A 16,831-nucleotide genomic window follows, 5' to 3' on the forward strand; every position below is an offset into this window, starting at 1 on the left:
CGGAAGCGTCACCCCCGGCCGGCCCTGGATGGGCTCGGGACCGTTGGTGCGCGGTGTGTGTCTGTACTTTACTTGGTGGCGAGGGGCCCGTCGCCGGGCGCCCCCGCCTGTGGAGAAGCGCTGAGCGCTACTCCCCCGCGTTCTTCGCGATGATCTCCTCGGCGACCTTGGCCGGGACCTGGCTGTAGGTCTCGAAGGTCATCGAGTAGACCGCACGACCAGAGGTCTTCGACCGCAGGTCGCCGACGTAGCCGAACATCTCGGACAGCGGCACGCTCGCGCGGACCACCTTGACGCCCGAGGCGTCCTCCATCGAGGCGATCTGGCCACGACGGGAGTTCAGGTCACCGATGACGTCGCCCATGTACTCCTCAGGAGTACGGACCTCGACGGCCATGATCGGCTCGAGGATCGCCGGACCGGCCTTGCGAGCCGCTTCCTTGTAGGCGATCGAACCGGCGATCTTGAACGCCATCTCGGACGAGTCGACGTCGTGCGCCGCGCCGTCCTTGAGGATGGCCTTCACGCCGACCGTCGGGTAGCCCGCGAGGATGCCGACCTGCATGGCGTCCTGGATACCGGCGTCGACCGACGGGATGTACTCGCGCGGGACACGGCCACCGGAGGTCGCGTTGACGAACTCGTAGACCTTCTCGCTCGTGACCTCCATCGGCTCGAGCGCGATCTGCACCTTCGCGAACTGGCCGGAACCACCGGTCTGCTTCTTGTGGGTGTAGTCGTAGCGCTCGACGATCTTGGTGAGCGTCTCGCGGTAGGCCACCTGGGGCTTGCCGACGCTCGCCTCGACGTGGAACTCACGCTTCATGCGGTCGACGAGGATGTCGAGGTGGAGCTCGCCCATGCCCTTGATCGTCGTCTGACCGGTCTCGGCGTTGAGCTCGACGCGGAACGTCGGGTCCTCTTCAGCGAGCTTCTGGATGGCCGTGGAGAGCTTCTCCTGGTCGGCCTTCGTGTTCGGCTCGATGGCGACCTCGATGACCGGCTCCGGGAACGTCATCGACTCGAGGACGACCTGGTTGGTCGGGTCGCACAGGGTGTCACCGGTGGTGGTGTCCTTGAGGCCGATGACCGCGTAGATGTGGCCAGCGGTCACGTTGGCGACCGGGTTCTCCTTGTTGGAGTGCATCTGGAAGATCTTGCCGATGCGCTCCTTCTTGCCCTTGGTCGAGTTGATGACCTGGGCACCGGACTCGATCGAGCCGGAGTAGACGCGCACGTAGGTCAGACGACCGAAGAACGGGTGCACCGCGACCTTGAACGCGAGGGCCGAGAACGGCTCCGACGCGTCGGGCTTGCGGATGATCTCCTTCTCCTCGTCCTTGACGTCGTGGCCGATCATCGGCGGCACGTCGAGCGGGGACGGGAGGTAGTCGATGACGGCGTCGAGCATCGGCTGGACACCACGGTTCTTGAACGCGGAACCGCAGAGGACCGGGTAGAGCGTGCTGCTCACCGTGAGGGCACGGATGGCTGCCTTGATCTCGGCGACCGAGAAGTCGGTGTCGCCCTCGAGGTAGCGCTCCATGAGGACGTCGTCCGCCTCGGCCACGCGCTCGATGAGCTTCTCGCGGTACTCGGCGGCGCGGTCCTGCAGGTCGGCCGGGATCTCTTCGATCTCGTACTTCGCGCCCATCGCGACGTCACCCTTGGCGTCGCCGCGCCAGGTGAGTGCACGCATCTGGACGAGGTCGACGACGCCTTCGAACGAGCTCTCGGAGCCGATCGGCAGCTGGAGCACGAGGGGCTCCGCGCCGAGGCGGTTCACGATGGTGTCGACGGTGTAGTAGAAGTCGGCGCCCAGCTTGTCCATCTTGTTGACGAAGCAGATACGCGGGACGTCGTACTTGTCGGCCTGACGCCAGACGGTCTCGGACTGGGGCTCGACGCCCTCCTTGCCGTCGAAGACGGCGACCGCACCGTCGAGGACGCGGAGCGAGCGCTCCACCTCGACCGTGAAGTCCACGTGACCGGGGGTGTCGATGATGTTGATCTGGTTGTTGTCCCAGAAGCAGGTCGTCGCGGCCGACGTGATCGTGATGCCGCGCTCCTGCTCCTGCGCCATCCAGTCCATCGTGGCAGCGCCGTCGTGGACCTCACCGATCTTGTGCGTGATGCCCGTGTAGAACAGGATGCGCTCGGTCGTCGTGGTCTTGCCGGCATCGATGTGCGCCATGATGCCGATGTTGCGGACCTTGTTCAGGTCGGTGAGCACGTCCTGTGCCACAGGGTTCCTCCGGAAGAGTTGTAGGAGAGGTTGGCGGCCGTCCGGGCGCCGGGGTTCCTGACCACCGGCACCCGGACGGTGCCGGGACTACCAGCGGTAGTGGGCGAAGGCCTTGTTCGACTCGGCCATCTTGTGCGTGTCCTCGCGGCGCTTGACCGCGGCACCGAGACCGTTCGACGCGTCGAGGATCTCGTTCATGAGACGCTCGGTCATCGTCTTCTCGCGACGGGCCTTGGCGTACGAGGTGAGCCAACGGAGCGCGAGGGTGTTCGCGCGGTGCGGCTTGACCTCGACCGGGACCTGGTAGGTCGAGCCACCGACGCGGCGGCTACGGACCTCGAGGGTCGGACGGACGTTGTCGAGCGCCTTCTTCAGCGTCACGACGGCGTCCTGCTGGTTCTTGGCGGAAACGCCCTCGAGTGCACCGTAGACGATGCGCTCGGCGAGGCCCTTCTTGCCGTCGAGCAGGATCTTGTTGACGAGCTGGCTGACGATCGGCGCACCGTAGACCGGGTCGGCGACGACGGGACGCTTGGGGGCGGGACCCTTACGAGGCATCTAACTCAACCCTTCTTCGCGCCGTAGCGGCTACGAGCCTGCTTACGGTTCTTGACTGCCTGGGTGTCCAGGGCGCCACGGATGATCTTGTACCGCACACCCGGGAGGTCCTTCACACGACCGCCGCGGACGAGCACCATCGAGTGCTCCTGGAGGTTGTGGCCCTCACCGGGGATGTAGGCCGTGACCTCGGTGCCGTTCGAGAGCTTGACACGAGCGACCTTGCGCAGTGCCGAGTTCGGCTTCTTGGGGGTGGTGGTGTAGACGCGGGTGCACACACCACGCTGCTGGGGGTTCGCCTTCAGGGCGGGCGCCTTGGTCTTGGTGACCTTCGGCGTGCGACCCTTGCGAACCAGCTGCTGAATAGTAGGCAACTGTTCTCCTGGTTCTTCGCTCGTGCTCTCTGGCCGGCGCGTTCCGCCGGCTTCCTCGTCCCACGCTGAGCACCGCCGGACGGCGGGTGTTCGAGTGGGGGACGGAGTGGTCCGGCTGGGCGATCCCGCTCGCCGGACTTTTCGGGCGCGCCCGAGGGCGCACACCCGGTAGAGACTACCCGCGTAACGGGACGAAATCAATCCGGGTCACCCCGGGAACCGACACCGTCATGAGCCGGTGTCGGACGACCCGTTGCCCACCGCCGAGCGGAACGTGGCGCCGTCGCTCGAGAAGCCCGTGACGTACCCGCTCGCGTTCACGTTGAGCGGCCCCGCGGAGGCCGTTCCGGTGCCGGCAGCCCCCGAGATGTCGGCCGTGTACTTCGCCCGGCCGGGTGCCGTCGTCGTGATCAACCAGCCGTTCGTCGTCCAGCTGCCGACCCGGACCGTCGGCCGCGTCTCGAGCGTCCACTTCTGGTTCGAGTACGTGTACGCCGGGTTCTGCCCGTACGCGTAGAAGCTGCACCCGGCGGGGGCGGCGTCGGTGGAGGCGATGCAGCCGTCCACCCAGTCGTCCACCGCCCGTTTGGCGGCCTGCTGCCCGGCGGTGGTCAGGGTCGTGGTCATCTGCACCGGGGTCGAGGTCGACCGACCGAACCCGCTGACGCTCGCCGATCCCCCACGGGCCGTGGTCCACTTGCCGCCGTCGAAGGCGACGTCGTACGTGCCTGGCAGCGCGCGGAGGCTCACCGTGCCGTCCTTCGCGGTCTCCACGTTCCGGCCGGCGACGGTGACCGCCGCACCGGACGGCCCCCGCACGGCGACGGCGACCGACCCGAGCTCGGGGGCCTGCAGCTCCCAGATCGGGAACACACCCCAGTCCGTCCCGGTCTTGTCCAGCGTGAAGGTCGCAGCGACGTCCTGCCCGCCCTGGCGCAGGTACGCGCGGACCGTCGCGGTGTCGCCGTCCGTCCGCGTCGCGGCGACGCGGTAGCCGGTGACCTTGTCCGATGCCTTCGCGTAGGCGGCTTCGCCGAGGAGCACGTCGGTCTTCTCGCGTTCGATGCCCGCGTCGTCGAGGGCGTCGGCCACGCGTCCGGCCGTCAGGTCGTCGAGGAACGCCCGCACCGGGCGGTCCGCCGAGTGCGAGGAGGAACCGACCGAGTACCCGACGACACCGGCCACGAGCAGCAGGACGACCGCCGTGCCGCCCGAGATGATGCCGATGAGCTGACCGCGGCGGAGCTTCCGGCGAGGACGCTGCGGCACCGGTCCGGGCATCCCGGGGAATCCGGGGGCTCCTGCGCCGGGACCCGGACCGAACCCCTGGGCCGTTGCCCCGGACGTTCCGTCGGTTCCACGGATCGAGGCCACCGGCGGGACGGCACCCCAGCCGCCCTGCTGGTCCGGATCCTGCGCGTGCTGGTCGCTCATCGTTCCCCCGTTGCGTGTGCGTCGTGCCCTGCGAACACTACCGTCCGGCGGGTTCCTCGCCCGCGTTCGTCCGGTCGGGCCCGGAGCGCTCGTCAGGCCCGTCCAGACGCGCCGTCCCGGCCGCGCCCGAGCCGCCATCGGTCCGTGCCTGGTGGCGAGCCATCGTGATCCCGCCGAGCACCGACAGGAGCGCCACCACGACGGACCCGACCACGAACGGCCCGAGGGCGTACCCCGCGGGGAAGACGAGGAGCTCCGTCGCGTCCGAGCGGACGAGCGCGTAGCCCACGGCTCCGACGCCGAGCATGACCAGGTAGACCGTCGCCGCGGCCACCAGCGCGGTGACCCCGGGGTTGCCGTCGCGCACGCCGGCCGCGGTCGCGAGGAAGACCACCACCGCGCCACCGACCACCATCGCGGGCCCGAGGTACGGGGTGGCGTCGGGCTGCGAGATGACCTCGACGTCGGCGAGCAGGGCTTCGAAGCCCGTGACGGCGATCACGAGCGCGATGAAGAGGACGGACGTCATCGTCGCGATCAACCACCGGGACATGCGCCGATCGTATCGTCGACCGGCTGGTCAGCGAGCGGGTTCGGCGTGGTCCGTGTCGTCCGCGTGCTCGCGACGGTCCGCCAGGTCGGACTGCTCCTGCGCTGCGGCGACCAGGGCGAGCGCGATCGTCGCCGTGATGATCGGGACGGTCTCCGTCATGGGGGCGGGCGCGGGCGCGGAATCCGGCATCGTCGCGGCCGTCTCGTCCGTCTCGTCCGTCTCGTCCGTCGGGACGTCGGACTGGAGGCCCGTGGCGGCGTCCGCCTCGGCGCTGCCCTCCGGCTCGTGGTCACGCAGCGCCGGGCCGATGACCGGCAGGACCCCGGTGGTCGCGGCCGGTTCAGCGTGCAGGACCGGCGGCTCGGTGGACACGGATCCGTCGCGCTTCGTCGCGCGGCGCGCTCGGCCCATCTTCACCAGGACGACGACGGCGACGATCGCCCAGATCCCGTTGACGATGGTCGAGGGGACGGCGTGGTGCGCGGCGACGTTGATGGCCACTGCGAGCCCGCCGACGAGGTTGAACAGCTGGTAGAGCGGGCCGTTCGGGATCTTGCCGGTGGAGAACAAGATGTAACCAGCTAGAACGGTTACTGCACCGAACCAACCCAGGAATTCCACGATTCCGACCAACACGCGCGACTCCGGGCACGACGAGGAACGGCCGGTTCGAGCCGACCGTTCGAGCGGGGATGAGCAGCCGCGATCACGGCGTCTGGTGCATCGTAATCACAACGACGGCTGTCGCGGAAGTGGGTTCGGCGTGGCGCGGCCGACCCCAGTCCGCGGGGGTCGGGTCAGCCTTTCGTGGCGGTGTCCGAGTCGGCGGTCAGGACGTACACGTAGCCACCGAACGTCCACGTCGTCGCAGCCGCCGCGGCCGGGTCGGTCGAGTCCTGCGAGATGGAGGACGACACCGTGGTGACCAGGAAGAGTCGAGCGCCGTCCTGCATGCCCCCGACGAAGGACAGGGCCTGGTCGAACGACCCGTCGACCGACACGGAGACGGGGATGGCCGAGAAGTTCGCGGCCGAGATCGCCGGGTCGGTCACGGGCACCGTCGCGGCGCCGGTGGATGCCGCGGTCGGCTCAGGCGTCGCCTCGTCCGTCGCCTCATCCGTCGCCTCGTCCGTCGCGGAGGCCGACGAGTCCTCGGTGCCCGCGGCAGTCGAGGCTGCGACGGGGGCGGTGTACGCCACAGCGTCGGACGTCGTGATCGCGGACACCTTCACGCCCGCCCGGGCTGCCACGCCGTCGACTGCGCCGTAGAAGGAGGACATGTTCGCACTCGACGGCACCGAGGTGGTGAGCTCCGCGAGTTCCGCCTTCATCGCCGGCAGGGACTTCGCGCGGTCCTTGAGCCGGGCGAGTTCCGCCGCCGTCGTCCGGTTCGTCGCGTCCACCGACACCTGGTCGGTACGGTCACTCGCGGCCTGTGCGAGATGTGGCTGCACGCCGAGGAAGAACCCGGCGAGTGCCACCACGACCATCGCCACGACGGCGAGGAGCATGTTGAGTCGGTTGCGGGTCATCTCACTCGCCCTTGTCCTGGTACTTGCCGTCGAAGGCGGCCTGGTCGACGTGGATCGTCATGTTCACCGTGTACGTGCCCGTCGTCGGGTCGAGCGTGACCGAGTTCGCGGTCGCGTCGACGAAGCCTTTGAGTCCCTTGACGGCATCGAGCCACGACGGAACGGACGGCAGCGTCGGGCTCTGCGCGTCGATGGTCAGGGTCGCGACACGCTGCCCCTGGAGCGGGGTGTCGGCCTGCGCGTAGGTCTCCAGCGGCGTGGCCGAGTCGATCGCGACGCCGGTGATCTCGACTCCCGCCGGGAGCGATGCCTTCAGCGAAGCGAGGTACGGCTGCCAGGCGATCTCCGTGGCCCCGCCGACCGACTGCGCGGCTTCACGCAGCGCGGTACCGGCCTCCGTGTCCCGGACCTCGCGGTAGTTCGCCTGCTGCTGCAGGAGTGACAGGGTCTCGTCCTGCGCGTGGGTCAGGTCGTCGTGGGCCTGGCTGGACAGGAGGCTGGCTCCGGCGGTCGCGATCCCGACCACGATCGCCACGAGGACCACGCCCGCCCACATCCGACGGACGACACGGCTGCTGCGTCGGTCGGCGAGGACCTCGGTGGGCAGGAGGTCGACGCTGGGGCGGCCCCCGACGACGATCTCGCTGGGGGTGGTCCGACGCTGACGCCTGACGCGCTCCGCGGTCTCGGCGGCGACTCGCAGGGCGGGGTCGGGCGCCACTCCTCGGCGGCGACTCCGTCCAGAGCGCGAGGGCTTCGACTTGGTCGACTGGCTCATGCTGCCTTCCCTCCCGCGGCGAGTCCCCATGCCACGGCGATCGATGCGCCGTGCGCGTGCAGGTCCTCGACCCGGATGGACTTCGCGAGCGCGACGTTGGCGAACGGCGCCCCGAACCGGACGGGCGTCCGGGTGAACTCCGAGAGCGCTGCGGCGAAACCGGGGAGCGCAGCTGCAGCGCCGCAGAGCAGGATCTCGCCCACGGGCTCGGCAGGGTGGGTGTTGACGAAGTAGTTGACGGTGTTGCGGAGACTCGAGAGCAGTTCGCCCATCGTCTCGCGGACCGCCGCGACCGCGAGCGCGTCGTCGCCGGTCCGCGCCTGCTCCGGATCCATGCCCAGGTGGCGCTTGACGGCTTCCGCCGCTCCCTCGTCGATCGTCAGCCGGCCGGCGAGGAGCCGCGTGATGTCATCGCCGCCGGTCGGCACGATACGGACGAACTTCGGGACGCCGTCGGTGACGATGACGACGGTCGTCGTGTTGCCGCCGCACTCGACGATGGCCACGGTGCCCGATCGGTTCGCCGGCGCGAGGACACGTGCCAGGGCGAACGGGATGAGGTCGACACCGACCGGCTTGAGCCCGGCGTTCTGGACCGCGCGGACGTTGGCGAGCACGGCGTCCTTCACCGCGGCGACGAGGAGACCGCTCACGGTGGGGCCGTTCTCCCCCGTCTCCTCGCTGGTCGGGTAGAAGTCGAGGATGGCGTCGCCCACGGGCACCGGGAGCATGTCCTGCACCTGGAAGGGCAACGATTCACGGATCTGCGCGATGGGGGCCTTCGGGACCGTCAGGTCGCGCGACAGCACGCGCTGGTTGCCCATGCCGAGCACGACGTCCTTCGAGCGGAAGCGCCCGAGCGACCAGAGCTGTCGGAGCGCACCCGCGACGGTGTTCGGCTCGAGCACCTCCCCCTGCTTCGTCGCGCCCGGGGGCACGGGAACCTCGGCGAACCGCAGGATCGTCGGTCTCGGCTTGTCGGCGTCCTGGACCTCGACAGCACGGATCGCGGCGGCGCCGATGTCGACGCCCACGATGCTCTTCGACATGGGTGGTCCTTCCGTGACCGTCTTCGGGTCGGTCTGGTGGGTCAGCGCGCGACGAGGCGTCAGGCGAGTCCGAGGAGGCGCAGGTAGCCGTCCCATGCGGGGGCACCGACGGCGATGCCGAGCCAGGCACCCGCGAGCATCCAGGGGCCGAACGGGATCCCGCTGCGACGGCCCGCCCGGCGCACGACCAGGAGGACGACTGCGAAGGTACCTCCGAGCAGGAACGCCGCGAAAGAACCCACTGCGAGGGGTCCCCATCCGAGGTACGCCAGCACGAGGCCGAGCACGCCGGCGAGCTTCACGTCACCGAGCCCCATCCCGCCGGGCACCGCCAGCGCGAGCACGAGGTAGACGCCGCCGAGGACGACCAGGCCGATGAGCCCCCGGAGCGCGGCGCCCCAGTCGCCGGACACCGCCGACGCCGCCAGCAGGAGCACGGGCAGCACGATGTAGGCCGGCAGCACGATCCGGTTCGGCAACGTGTGGGTGTCGAGGTCGATGAGCGTCAACGAGATGCTGATCGCCATCAGGTACAGGAGTGCGACGAGCAGGATCGCAGCGTGGATCGTTCCGGGGACGCCGTCCGGCGCCGCCAGCGGCGACCACGGTACGAGGACCGAGAGCAGCGTCACCGCGACGAACAGGAGGCCCGTGGCGGCTTCGACGAGCGGGTACCGGGCCGAGATGGGCGCGCCGCAGTCGCGGCACCGGGCGCGCAGGACGAGCCAGGAGATCACGGGCACGTTGTCGCGACCTCGGATCGCGTGACCGCATCGGGGGCAGGAGCTGGCCGGCGCGACGACGGACATGCCCGCGGGCACGCGGTACACGACGACGTTCAGGAACGACCCGATCGCGAGACCGAGCACGCCGACCAGCGCGGCGACGAGGGGCGCCACCGAGGCCAAGGACGCCACGGTCACTTCCCCGTCGGAGTGCCGTCGGCGCGGAAGGCCGTGGCCGACTCGGTCTCGGTCGTCACGCCGTACGTGGTCGAGACCGGCTGCAGGAACTTGGGCGGGGCCGAGGACTTGAGTCTGCTGTCGTACGAGTACGCCTTCGCGTACCCCGTCAGCAGGCCGTTGCCGTACGAGGTGCGGACCGAGCCGCGGAACTGCTGGGCGATCGATCCGTAGATCGTGAGGATGCCGAGGTTCGACCCGTACTGGCTGTTCTGGACGTTGAACGTGCCGAGGTTGCTGGCGATGGCTGCGTCGATCTCGATGTTCTTGGTCGGCGCCGTGTTCGTCGAGTAGGAGCTGCTGCCCGTGTTGCACACCGTGTTCGACCAGCCGGAGTAGCTCGAGCACGACACGGGGTTGTAGACGGAGACCGCCTTCTGCCCGACGAGCCCGAGCATGTCGTCGGAGGTCCGGCCGTTCTGGTAGACGATGTTTCCGGTCACGTACAGGAAGTTCTCCGCGGCGAGGGTCATCTGTCCGCCGAAGGATCCGGACACGAAGGCATCACCGCTGCGGCACCCGTAGTACCCGGCATCCCCGCGCGTTCCGGTGAACTCGCCGTTGAGCGGGTACCCCAGGCCGTTGCCGTAGTCCGAACTCGTCGAGGTCCCCGACTTGACCGTCTGCTGGCAGTAGACCGGCGAACCCGCGTTCACGGTCCCGTTGACCGTGCCGGACGGTGTGGCGCTGGACGCCCAGTAGTTCGGGTCACCGACCGTCGACGGCACGCTCTGCACGTAGACCAGGTTCGCGGGCAGCGTGGGGACGACGGCACCGGTTCCCCGGAGAGCAGCGACTGAGCCGCACAGGGCGTCGTTCCCCGGGCCCGGTGCGATGGCGCTGCCGTTGGCGTTGCCCTTGACCTGTGTGGAGATGGTCCACGGTGAGACCACGCGCATCTTGCCCCCGGCGAGGAACGTGATGGACGTCGGACCGGTGTACAGGCACCCGGGCTTCGCCACCTTCTCGGGGATGTCGGTCCGTGCCTCCTGCTTCATGTTCGCGTTGGTGCTCGGCATGGGGAGCGTCCCGACGTTCTTGATCCTCCCGCTGATGAACTTCGTGGACGAGCGGCAGGCGGAGTCGATGGTCGTCGCCTTGCTCGTGTAGAAGAAGTCGTCGGGCCCCGTGTCCTGCACGCTCGAGTTGAACGTCGCTCCGCAGGCGGTGATGACGTCGTTCGACCGGACCGGCCCGTCGAGGACGTCACCGTTGGCGAACGTGACGGCTTCACAGCTGCTGCTGGAGCTCCAGTCGTCGTCGTTGCGGTGGTTCGAGACGCAGCCGGCGTTCGTCAGGCTCGGGTCCTGGGACTCGTAGTTCGTGAAGTACAGGTAGTTGACGAAGCCGTCGCCGCGGAGGTCCACGACGATGGTCCTCGTCGTGGCACCGGCCTTCCCCGTCACGCGCAGGCGGACCTTGCCGGTCGTCGAGTAGTCGGAGTTGTCGACCTCGTACCGGTAGGACTGGTCGGTGCTCCCGACCACGTTCGCCCACGAGCCGTCCTTCGCGGTGCCGAAGGCCTTGTTCGCCGGATCTGCCGTGTACGTGCTCGTCGACGAGAACGCGGTGCGCACGCCGTACTTGACGTAGGCGTTGTCGGCTGCCAGGCGGCCCTGGTAGTCGGAGAGACCCGCGTACGCGGCCGCGATCGCCTTGTTGTAGTTCGTGTCGGTCGTCGCTTTCGTCGCACCGCTCGTCGCGGTGGCGACGACGAGGGACAGCACGATCATGAGCACCGCACCGATCCCGATGACGGCCGCGAGGGCGACCCCGCGTTCGTCGTCTCGGGCACGCAGGCCTCGGAGGATCCGGATGAGCATCATGACTCCGTGGCTGCGCCGTAGTCGAGGTTGCGCAGGTTGATGGTGGCCTGGAACGTGCTGTCGTTGACGGTCACGCCGCCCGTCGACCCCACGGTCAGCGCCACGCGGACGGACCGGATCGTGTCGTAGGTGGCGTTCGCCGGCGCGGACACGGGACCGTTGTCCGCGTTGACGTACGAGAAGAGCGTGCCTGCCCGGACCACGTCGGCGAGCCACAGCGTCCGGGTGGCACCGGTGAACGTGCAGTACCCGCCGGCCGGGCAGTCGCCCCGCTGCAGCTGCATGCGCAGCCGGTTCGACACGACGTCGACCGTCACCTTGGTGAGCCCGGCCCGTGCACTCGACAGGTCGACACCCGAGTAGAACTGCACGCTCCTGCCAGTGGCGCTCACGAACGCCGGCGCACTGACCGTCTTGCTCACCTGCCACCGCGAGGCCTCACGCAGGTACCGGCTGAGCTGCGTCATCGACGTGGTGCCCTGTCGGGTGCTGTCGTTGACCGAGGACACCGTGCGCTGCGCCTTCGAGATCGACACGAAGAAGCTCCCGACCAGGGTGAGCAGCAGCGACGTCACGAGCATGGCGACGAGGAGCTCCACGAGCGTGATCCCGCGTTGGTCGACTCGCAGACGACGGAGGAGCGCGCGCATCAGCTGGCCGGCCTCGGGTCGACGAGGACGACGCCACCGGTGACGGCACCGTTGCTGACCATCGCGGTGTTGGTGGCGGTGAGCGCGAGCGGCGTCGTCGCCGCGCCCGCAGTGCCGCCCGTGAACAGCTTCCAGGTTCCCCACGGCAGGGCGATCGTCATGCTGTCGGACGTCGGCTTCGGGAAGCTCAGGGTCATCCCCTTCGCGCAGCCGGGATCGCCGTTCACGGCTGTGGTGGTCTTCGCGGTGATGAAGAGCGCCTTGTCCGGCTTGGCGAGCGTGATCGCGCCCATGCTGATCGGGATCGGCCCGGTCGCGTCCTTGAACTCCGTCGCCGTCCCCTTCTTGCCGGCCTTGTTGGCGGTCGTCCAGGCGCCTGGTTCCGGGCCGAGGCAGGTCGCTGCGGCGTCGGACGACACGTCAGCGGAGTACAACCCGGCCACCGCCTGGTACCCCGAGGGGAACGGGAACAGGGCCGCGCTCGTCGGGGCGGGGTCCAACACGGTCGTGCCCGACGTCCCGTTGGTGATCGACAAGGGCAGGTTCGTCGGCAGGATCGCGGACGAGGCCGGCGAGGTCACGTACTTGAACGAGTAGGTCGTCACCTTGTCGAAGGTGAAGGCGGCGGCACCGGAGCTCCCGACCGACACCGTCACCGACTGCGACGACGGACTCGGCTGTTGGGTCGAGTCGATGTACCCGGTGCGGGCGACCGACACCTTGTAGGTCCCCGGCGCGACGCCGGCCACGTAGGTGCAGCCCTCCGCGTCCGTCGCCGGGAACGTGACCCCGGCGGGGCCACCGCTCACGGTCGGCACGATCCCGGAGACGCCGATCCCGTTCGCGTTCGTCACGCCGACGAGGATCGAGCCCGTGGTGTCCGAGTTGATGTTCGTGAGTGGAGCGATGGCGCTCGACATCTCGACCTGCTGGGTCCCGGACGCTGCAGCGCTGGTCTTCCACCGCACCGTGACCGTCACGGCCTTGTACGACAGGCTGCCGTCGCCCGTGCCGCAGGCGGTGGCCGCGCCGGACGACCGGGTCCACGACACCTTCCGGGTCAGGTCGAAGACCTGATTGCCGACCTGCTTGGTCGCGGTGCCGCTCTTCACGTTGAAGATGCTCGGGGTGTCCCGGAGGTCGTCGATGTCCTCCATCGCGATCGTCGATGCGACCTCGCGCGCACGGGTGTCCTTCGACAGCACCAGTGAAGCAGCGATGCCGGCGGCGATCCCGGCGGCGATCAGGGCGAAGATCGTCATCGCGACCATCACCTCGATGATCGTGAAGCCGTCCTCGTTGTCCCGTGCGGAACGCAGTCGCTCGGCGATGCGCGAGATCATGGCGTCCCTTCTTGCTGCAGTGGTCGTTCCGATGCTCGTGTGGACGCCGGCCTCGACGAGGCGGCGCCCACACAGTTCACAGCGAGTGTCAGCAGGTACCGGCCTTCACGCCGTCGGTCTCGTTGGCAACGAAGGTCTTGTTGGTCGAGCTCGTGCCCTGGATGCAGAAACCGTCGGTGGTCTTCTTGTACGTGATGGCGGTGGTGTTCGAGCTCTTGGTCGCCCCGGCGTTCTTGTAGTCCGTGGTGGTCAGGTCGGCAGTGTCCGGGAAGGCGCCGGTGCCGGACGTCGCGATGCTCACCACGGCGGTCTTCGCGTTGGTGACGTCGGACTTGACTGCCGAGTCCTTCGCGTTGTTCTGCACGCCGATGTACACCGGGATGGCGATCGCGGCGAGGATGCCGATGATGATGACGACGACGAGGAGCTCGATGAGCGTGAAGCCCTTCTCGCCGTCCTTCAGGAGACCCTTGCGGCGAGCGTCGAGCTTGCCCATGAGAGCGAAGTACATGGTTGTTTCCATTCTGCGGGGAATGTCGGGGAAATGATTTCGGGGCTTGCTCGGCCGCCGCAGATCAGCGTATTGGGGGCACATCGAGCGGCCAATCCCGAGAACGGGGGCCATGCTGGGCACAAAACACCCCCAGTGCGGGGGAGGGGCGATATGGACAATGCCCCCGCATGGGGGTGGAATGACTAGGAAGCGTTCTGCACGACGTTGGTGATCTGGAAGATCGGCATGTAGAGCGCGATGATCATCCCGCCCACCACAACGCCAAGGAACGCGATGAGCAGCGGCTCGATCAGCGAGGTGAGGGCGTCGGTGGTCGCCTCGACCTCGGCGTCGTAGAACACCGCGATCTTCTCGAGCATGATCTCGAGGGAACCGGCGTCTTCACCGACCGCGACCATCTGCGTGACCATTGCCGGGAAAACCGATTGTGCGGCGAGCGGCACCGCGATTGATTCACCTTTCCGCACCGCCTCTGCGACATTGTCGAGCGCGCGCTTCACGACGAAGTTGTTCGACACTTCCCCGACGATCCGCAATGCCTGCAGAATGGGAACACCGGCGCCGATCATGTTCGAGAAGTTGCGAGCGAACCGAGCAATGACGATCTTCTTCTGCAACGGGCCGAAGACCGGCAGTTTCAGGGTGATCGGATCGATGAACGCTCGGACGCGTTCGGTGTTCTTGTTCGCTCGCCACCAGAGCCACGCCAGCACGACGACGATCGCGAGCGGGATCGCGACGTACCGCATGGCGTGTGACAGCGTCACGAGGATCTGCGTCGGCAGCGGGAGCGTGCCGCCGAGCGACGAGAACATGTCCTGGAAGATCGGGACGATGAAGATGAGCATGATGGCGACCGCCACCAGTGACATCACGAGCACGACCACCGGGTAGGTCATCGCCGACTTGATCGTCGAGCGGAGCTTGTGCTCCTTCTCGAAGTTCGTCGCGATGGAGTCCATGGCCTGGTCGAGGAACCCGCCGGTCTCCCCCGCACGGATCATGTTGATCATGATCGGCGGGAAGTCGACCGGGTACTTCGCGACGGCGTCGGAGAACGAGACACCGCGCTCGACGTCGTCGCGGACCTTGCCGAGGATGTCCTTGAGCTTCTTGTTCTCGGTCTGGTCGGACAGGATCGTCAGGGTCCGCAGGAGCGAGAGCCCCGAGGTGAGCATCGTCGAGGCCTGTCGCGACATGATCGCGAGGTCCTTGAGGCCGACGCCCTTCTCGAACCCGGGGATCTTGATCTCGGTCTGGAGCCCGGTGCCGGCCTTCGCCTCGGTGATGGCGATCGGTGAGACGCCCATGCCCCTGAGGCGCTGGACGACGGCCCCTTCGGACGCGGCGTCGAGGCGGCCCTTGACGAGCTTCCCGGCGCCGTCGCGCCCGCGGTAGTCGAACGCGAGTGACATCAGTAGCCTCCGGAGAACTTGTCGCCGAAGTCGATGCCGCTGGCGGCGATCGCAGCGGCCGAGGAGTCGGACGGGGACTCGACGCGCTGGACGAGCCGGTCGAAGCCCTCTTCGTCGTGCACCTTCTCCATCGCGGCCTTGCGCGAGATCGTGCCGACGTTGACCAGTTCGGCGAGGTCCTGGTCCATGGTGTGCATGCCGAGGTCACGGCCGGCCTGCATGGCGGAGGTGATCTGGTACGTCTTGCCCTCGCGGATGAGGTTGCCGATGGCCGGGGTGATCGTCATGATCTCGGTGGCGACGACCCGGCCGACGCCGTTGGCCTTCGGGACGAGGGTCTGGCAGACGACACCCTGCAGGGTGGCCGCGAGCTGGGTGCGGATCTGCCCCTGCTGGTGCGGCGGGAAGACGTCGATGACGCGGTCGATCGTGCCGGGTGCGCTCTGCGTGTGCAGGGTGGCGAACACCAGGTGACCGGTCTCGGCGGCGGTCAGCGCGACGGAGATGGTCTCGAGGTCGCGGAGCTCACCGATCAGGATGACGTCGGGGTCCTGCCGCAGCACGTGCTTGAGCGCCGAGGCGAAGGAGTGGGTGTCGGCGCCGACCTCGCGCTGGTTGATGATCGACCGCTTGTGGTCGTGCATGAACTCGATCGGGTCCTCGACCGTGACGATGTGGTCGGCACGGCTCTCGTTGACCAGGTCGATGAGCGCCGCGAGGGTGGTCGACTTGCCCGACCCGGTCGGGCCGGTGACGAGGACCAGGCCACGGGGCAGGCCGGCGAAGTCACCGACGTGCGCGGGGATGCCGAGCTGCTTGAGCGTCTTGATCCTGGTGGGGATGATGCGGAACGCGGCGCCCCAGTTGCCGCGCTGCTGGTAGTAGTTCACGCGGAAGCGGTACTCCGGCGACAGCGAGTACGCGAAGTCGAGCTCCTGGTCGTGGTCGAACTGCCCGGCCTGTTCGACGGACAGCAGCGTCTTGAGTGCCGCGATGACCTTGCCGCGCGACCACGCGCCTCCGGGCACGGCCGGCCGGAGCGAGCCGTCGACGCGGACGGTGGGCGGGGCGTCGGCCGTGACGTGCAGGTCGGAGGCCCCTTGGTAGACGACCTGCGCGAGTGCGGTGATGAGGTCGGGGTCGGCGACCTCTCGTGCGTGCCGGGCGAAGTCGATGTCACCGGCCGACGCCGCGGCGAGGGCCGGGGTCGGAGCAGGCTCAGCCGGTGTGGCGTGGTGCGCGCCGCTGTAGGCGATGGCCGGCAGCTGCTGGGTCGCCGGCTCGGCGTACCCGTAGGTGGCGGTCGACGACGGCACCGCGGCGGGCGGCGTCGCCGGAGCGGTGGCGGACTGCGCCACGGGCGCAGCGACCGGACCACCCACGGGGCCGGCAACCGGGCTCGCCACGGCCGTGCCGGTGGGCGCGGGCCACACCGCCGAGTCGTCCGTCAGGTCGTAGACCTGCTCGGGCGGGGTAGCGGCTGCCGCGGCCAGACGCGCGGCACGGCGAGAGCCGACCTCGGCGCCCGGGGTGCCGGGGTGCCATCCGGCGACGGGCTCGTCGCCGGGCATGGTGATGTCGTACACGGAGTCGGTCAT

At 68.6% G+C, this 16,831-nt stretch carries 16 protein-coding genes; all 16 read right to left on the reverse strand.

The genetic code is table 11. From position 1 onward, the window contains the following. Positions 1-127 precede the first annotated feature (127 nt). Positions 128-2,245: an elongation factor G gene (fusA, locus tag DEJ11_RS16840; protein ID WP_027466735.1), complete on the reverse strand. Its 2,118-nt coding sequence runs from the start codon at positions 2,243-2,245 to the stop codon at positions 128-130. Positions 2,246-2,332: 87 nt separating this feature from the next. Continuing rightward, a complete protein-coding gene (gene rpsG, locus DEJ11_RS16845; protein WP_017885539.1) occupies positions 2,333-2,803 on the reverse strand; it encodes a 30S ribosomal protein S7 in 471 nt (156 codons plus the stop codon). 5 nt (positions 2,804-2,808) lie between these two features. Next, positions 2,809-3,177 carry a 30S ribosomal protein S12 gene (rpsL, locus tag DEJ11_RS16850; protein WP_017885540.1) on the reverse strand — a complete coding sequence of 123 codons (369 nt, stop codon included), beginning with the start codon at positions 3,175-3,177 and terminating at the stop codon, positions 2,809-2,811. Positions 3,178-3,405: 228 nt separating this feature from the next. Then, positions 3,406-4,611: a hypothetical protein gene (locus DEJ11_RS16855; RefSeq protein ID WP_111102624.1), complete on the reverse strand. Its 1,206-nt coding sequence runs from the start codon at positions 4,609-4,611 to the stop codon at positions 3,406-3,408. A gap of 37 nt (positions 4,612-4,648) precedes the next feature. After that, positions 4,649-5,164: a DUF6121 family protein gene (locus DEJ11_RS16860; protein ID WP_111102626.1), complete on the reverse strand. Its 516-nt coding sequence runs from the start codon at positions 5,162-5,164 to the stop codon at positions 4,649-4,651. Between the two features lie 27 nt (positions 5,165-5,191). Continuing rightward, positions 5,192-5,800: a CBU_0592 family membrane protein gene (locus DEJ11_RS16865; RefSeq protein ID WP_502866902.1), complete on the reverse strand. Its 609-nt coding sequence runs from the start codon at positions 5,798-5,800 to the stop codon at positions 5,192-5,194. Between the two features lie 161 nt (positions 5,801-5,961). Further along, positions 5,962-6,696, reverse strand: a complete 735-nt coding sequence (locus DEJ11_RS16870; protein WP_111102631.1) for a hypothetical protein — start codon at positions 6,694-6,696, stop codon at positions 5,962-5,964. Between the two features lies 1 nt (position 6,697). After that, positions 6,698-7,474 carry a PilN family protein gene (locus DEJ11_RS16875; RefSeq protein ID WP_146250001.1) on the reverse strand — a complete coding sequence of 259 codons (777 nt, stop codon included), beginning with the start codon at positions 7,472-7,474 and terminating at the stop codon, positions 6,698-6,700. After that, the gene (gene pilM / locus DEJ11_RS16880; protein WP_111102635.1) at positions 7,471-8,523 is read right to left on the reverse strand and encodes a type IV pilus assembly protein PilM; all 1,053 of its coding nucleotides are present in this window, start codon (positions 8,521-8,523) and stop codon (positions 7,471-7,473) included. The genes DEJ11_RS16875 and pilM overlap by 4 nt, the downstream gene beginning before the upstream one ends. A gap of 59 nt (positions 8,524-8,582) precedes the next feature. Continuing rightward, entirely contained in the window at positions 8,583-9,446 is an 864-nt protein-coding gene (locus DEJ11_RS16885; RefSeq protein ID WP_502866903.1) for a prepilin peptidase, read from the reverse strand. After that, the gene (locus tag DEJ11_RS16890) at positions 9,443-11,311 is read right to left on the reverse strand and encodes a hypothetical protein (RefSeq protein WP_146250002.1); all 1,869 of its coding nucleotides are present in this window, start codon (positions 11,309-11,311) and stop codon (positions 9,443-9,445) included. The genes DEJ11_RS16885 and DEJ11_RS16890 overlap by 4 nt, the downstream gene beginning before the upstream one ends. Next, positions 11,308-11,961 (reverse strand): PilW family protein, encoded by a 654-nt coding sequence (locus tag DEJ11_RS16895; RefSeq protein WP_111102639.1) that lies wholly within the window; start codon positions 11,959-11,961, stop codon positions 11,308-11,310. Before DEJ11_RS16895 ends, DEJ11_RS16890 begins: the two co-directional genes overlap by 4 nt. Then, the gene (locus DEJ11_RS16900) at positions 11,961-13,304 is read right to left on the reverse strand and encodes a prepilin-type N-terminal cleavage/methylation domain-containing protein (protein ID WP_111038481.1); all 1,344 of its coding nucleotides are present in this window, start codon (positions 13,302-13,304) and stop codon (positions 11,961-11,963) included. Before DEJ11_RS16900 ends, DEJ11_RS16895 begins: the two co-directional genes overlap by 1 nt. An 88-nt stretch (positions 13,305-13,392) precedes the next feature. Beyond that, entirely contained in the window at positions 13,393-13,815 is a 423-nt protein-coding gene (locus tag DEJ11_RS16905; RefSeq protein WP_276542140.1) for a type II secretion system protein, read from the reverse strand. A gap of 185 nt (positions 13,816-14,000) precedes the next feature. Continuing rightward, positions 14,001-15,233: a type II secretion system F family protein gene (locus tag DEJ11_RS16910; protein WP_111023277.1), complete on the reverse strand. Its 1,233-nt coding sequence runs from the start codon at positions 15,231-15,233 to the stop codon at positions 14,001-14,003. Beyond that, positions 15,233-16,831, reverse strand: coding sequence for a type IV pilus twitching motility protein PilT (locus tag DEJ11_RS16915; RefSeq protein WP_284176636.1), 1,599 nt, complete (start codon positions 16,829-16,831; stop codon positions 15,233-15,235). The genes DEJ11_RS16910 and DEJ11_RS16915 overlap by 1 nt, the downstream gene beginning before the upstream one ends.

This window comes from Curtobacterium sp. MCLR17_058 (genome assembly GCF_003234705.2).
Classification (GTDB): Bacteria; Actinomycetota; Actinomycetes; order Actinomycetales; family Microbacteriaceae; genus Curtobacterium; species Curtobacterium flaccumfaciens.

What these genes read in the sequence shown, in the direction of transcription:
- DEJ11_RS16900 (WP_111038481.1), bottom strand. Translation starts at nt 13,304, where the DNA reads ATGATCTCGCGCATCGCCGAGCGACTGCGTTCCGCACGGGACAACGAG.
- DEJ11_RS16905 (WP_276542140.1), bottom strand. Translation starts at nt 13,815, where the DNA reads ATGTACTTCGCTCTCATGGGCAAGCTCGACGCTCGCCGCAAGGGTCTC.
- pilM (WP_111102635.1), bottom strand. Translation starts at nt 8,523, where the DNA reads ATGTCGAAGAGCATCGTGGGCGTCGACATCGGCGCCGCCGCGATCCGT.
- DEJ11_RS16915 (WP_284176636.1), bottom strand. Translation starts at nt 16,831, where the DNA reads ATGACCGACTCCGTGTACGACATCACCATGCCCGGCGACGAGCCCGTC.
- DEJ11_RS16860 (WP_111102626.1), bottom strand. Translation starts at nt 5,164, where the DNA reads ATGTCCCGGTGGTTGATCGCGACGATGACGTCCGTCCTCTTCATCGCG.
- DEJ11_RS16875 (WP_146250001.1), bottom strand. Translation starts at nt 7,474, where the DNA reads ATGAGCCAGTCGACCAAGTCGAAGCCCTCGCGCTCTGGACGGAGTCGC.
- rpsG (WP_017885539.1), bottom strand. Translation starts at nt 2,803, where the DNA reads ATGCCTCGTAAGGGTCCCGCCCCCAAGCGTCCCGTCGTCGCCGACCCG.
- DEJ11_RS16855 (WP_111102624.1), bottom strand. Translation starts at nt 4,611, where the DNA reads ATGAGCGACCAGCACGCGCAGGATCCGGACCAGCAGGGCGGCTGGGGT.
- DEJ11_RS16895 (WP_111102639.1), bottom strand. Translation starts at nt 11,961, where the DNA reads ATGCGCGCGCTCCTCCGTCGTCTGCGAGTCGACCAACGCGGGATCACG.
- DEJ11_RS16910 (WP_111023277.1), bottom strand. Translation starts at nt 15,233, where the DNA reads ATGTCACTCGCGTTCGACTACCGCGGGCGCGACGGCGCCGGGAAGCTC.
- DEJ11_RS16890 (WP_146250002.1), bottom strand. Translation starts at nt 11,311, where the DNA reads ATGATGCTCATCCGGATCCTCCGAGGCCTGCGTGCCCGAGACGACGAA.
- DEJ11_RS16870 (WP_111102631.1), bottom strand. Translation starts at nt 6,696, where the DNA reads ATGACCCGCAACCGACTCAACATGCTCCTCGCCGTCGTGGCGATGGTC.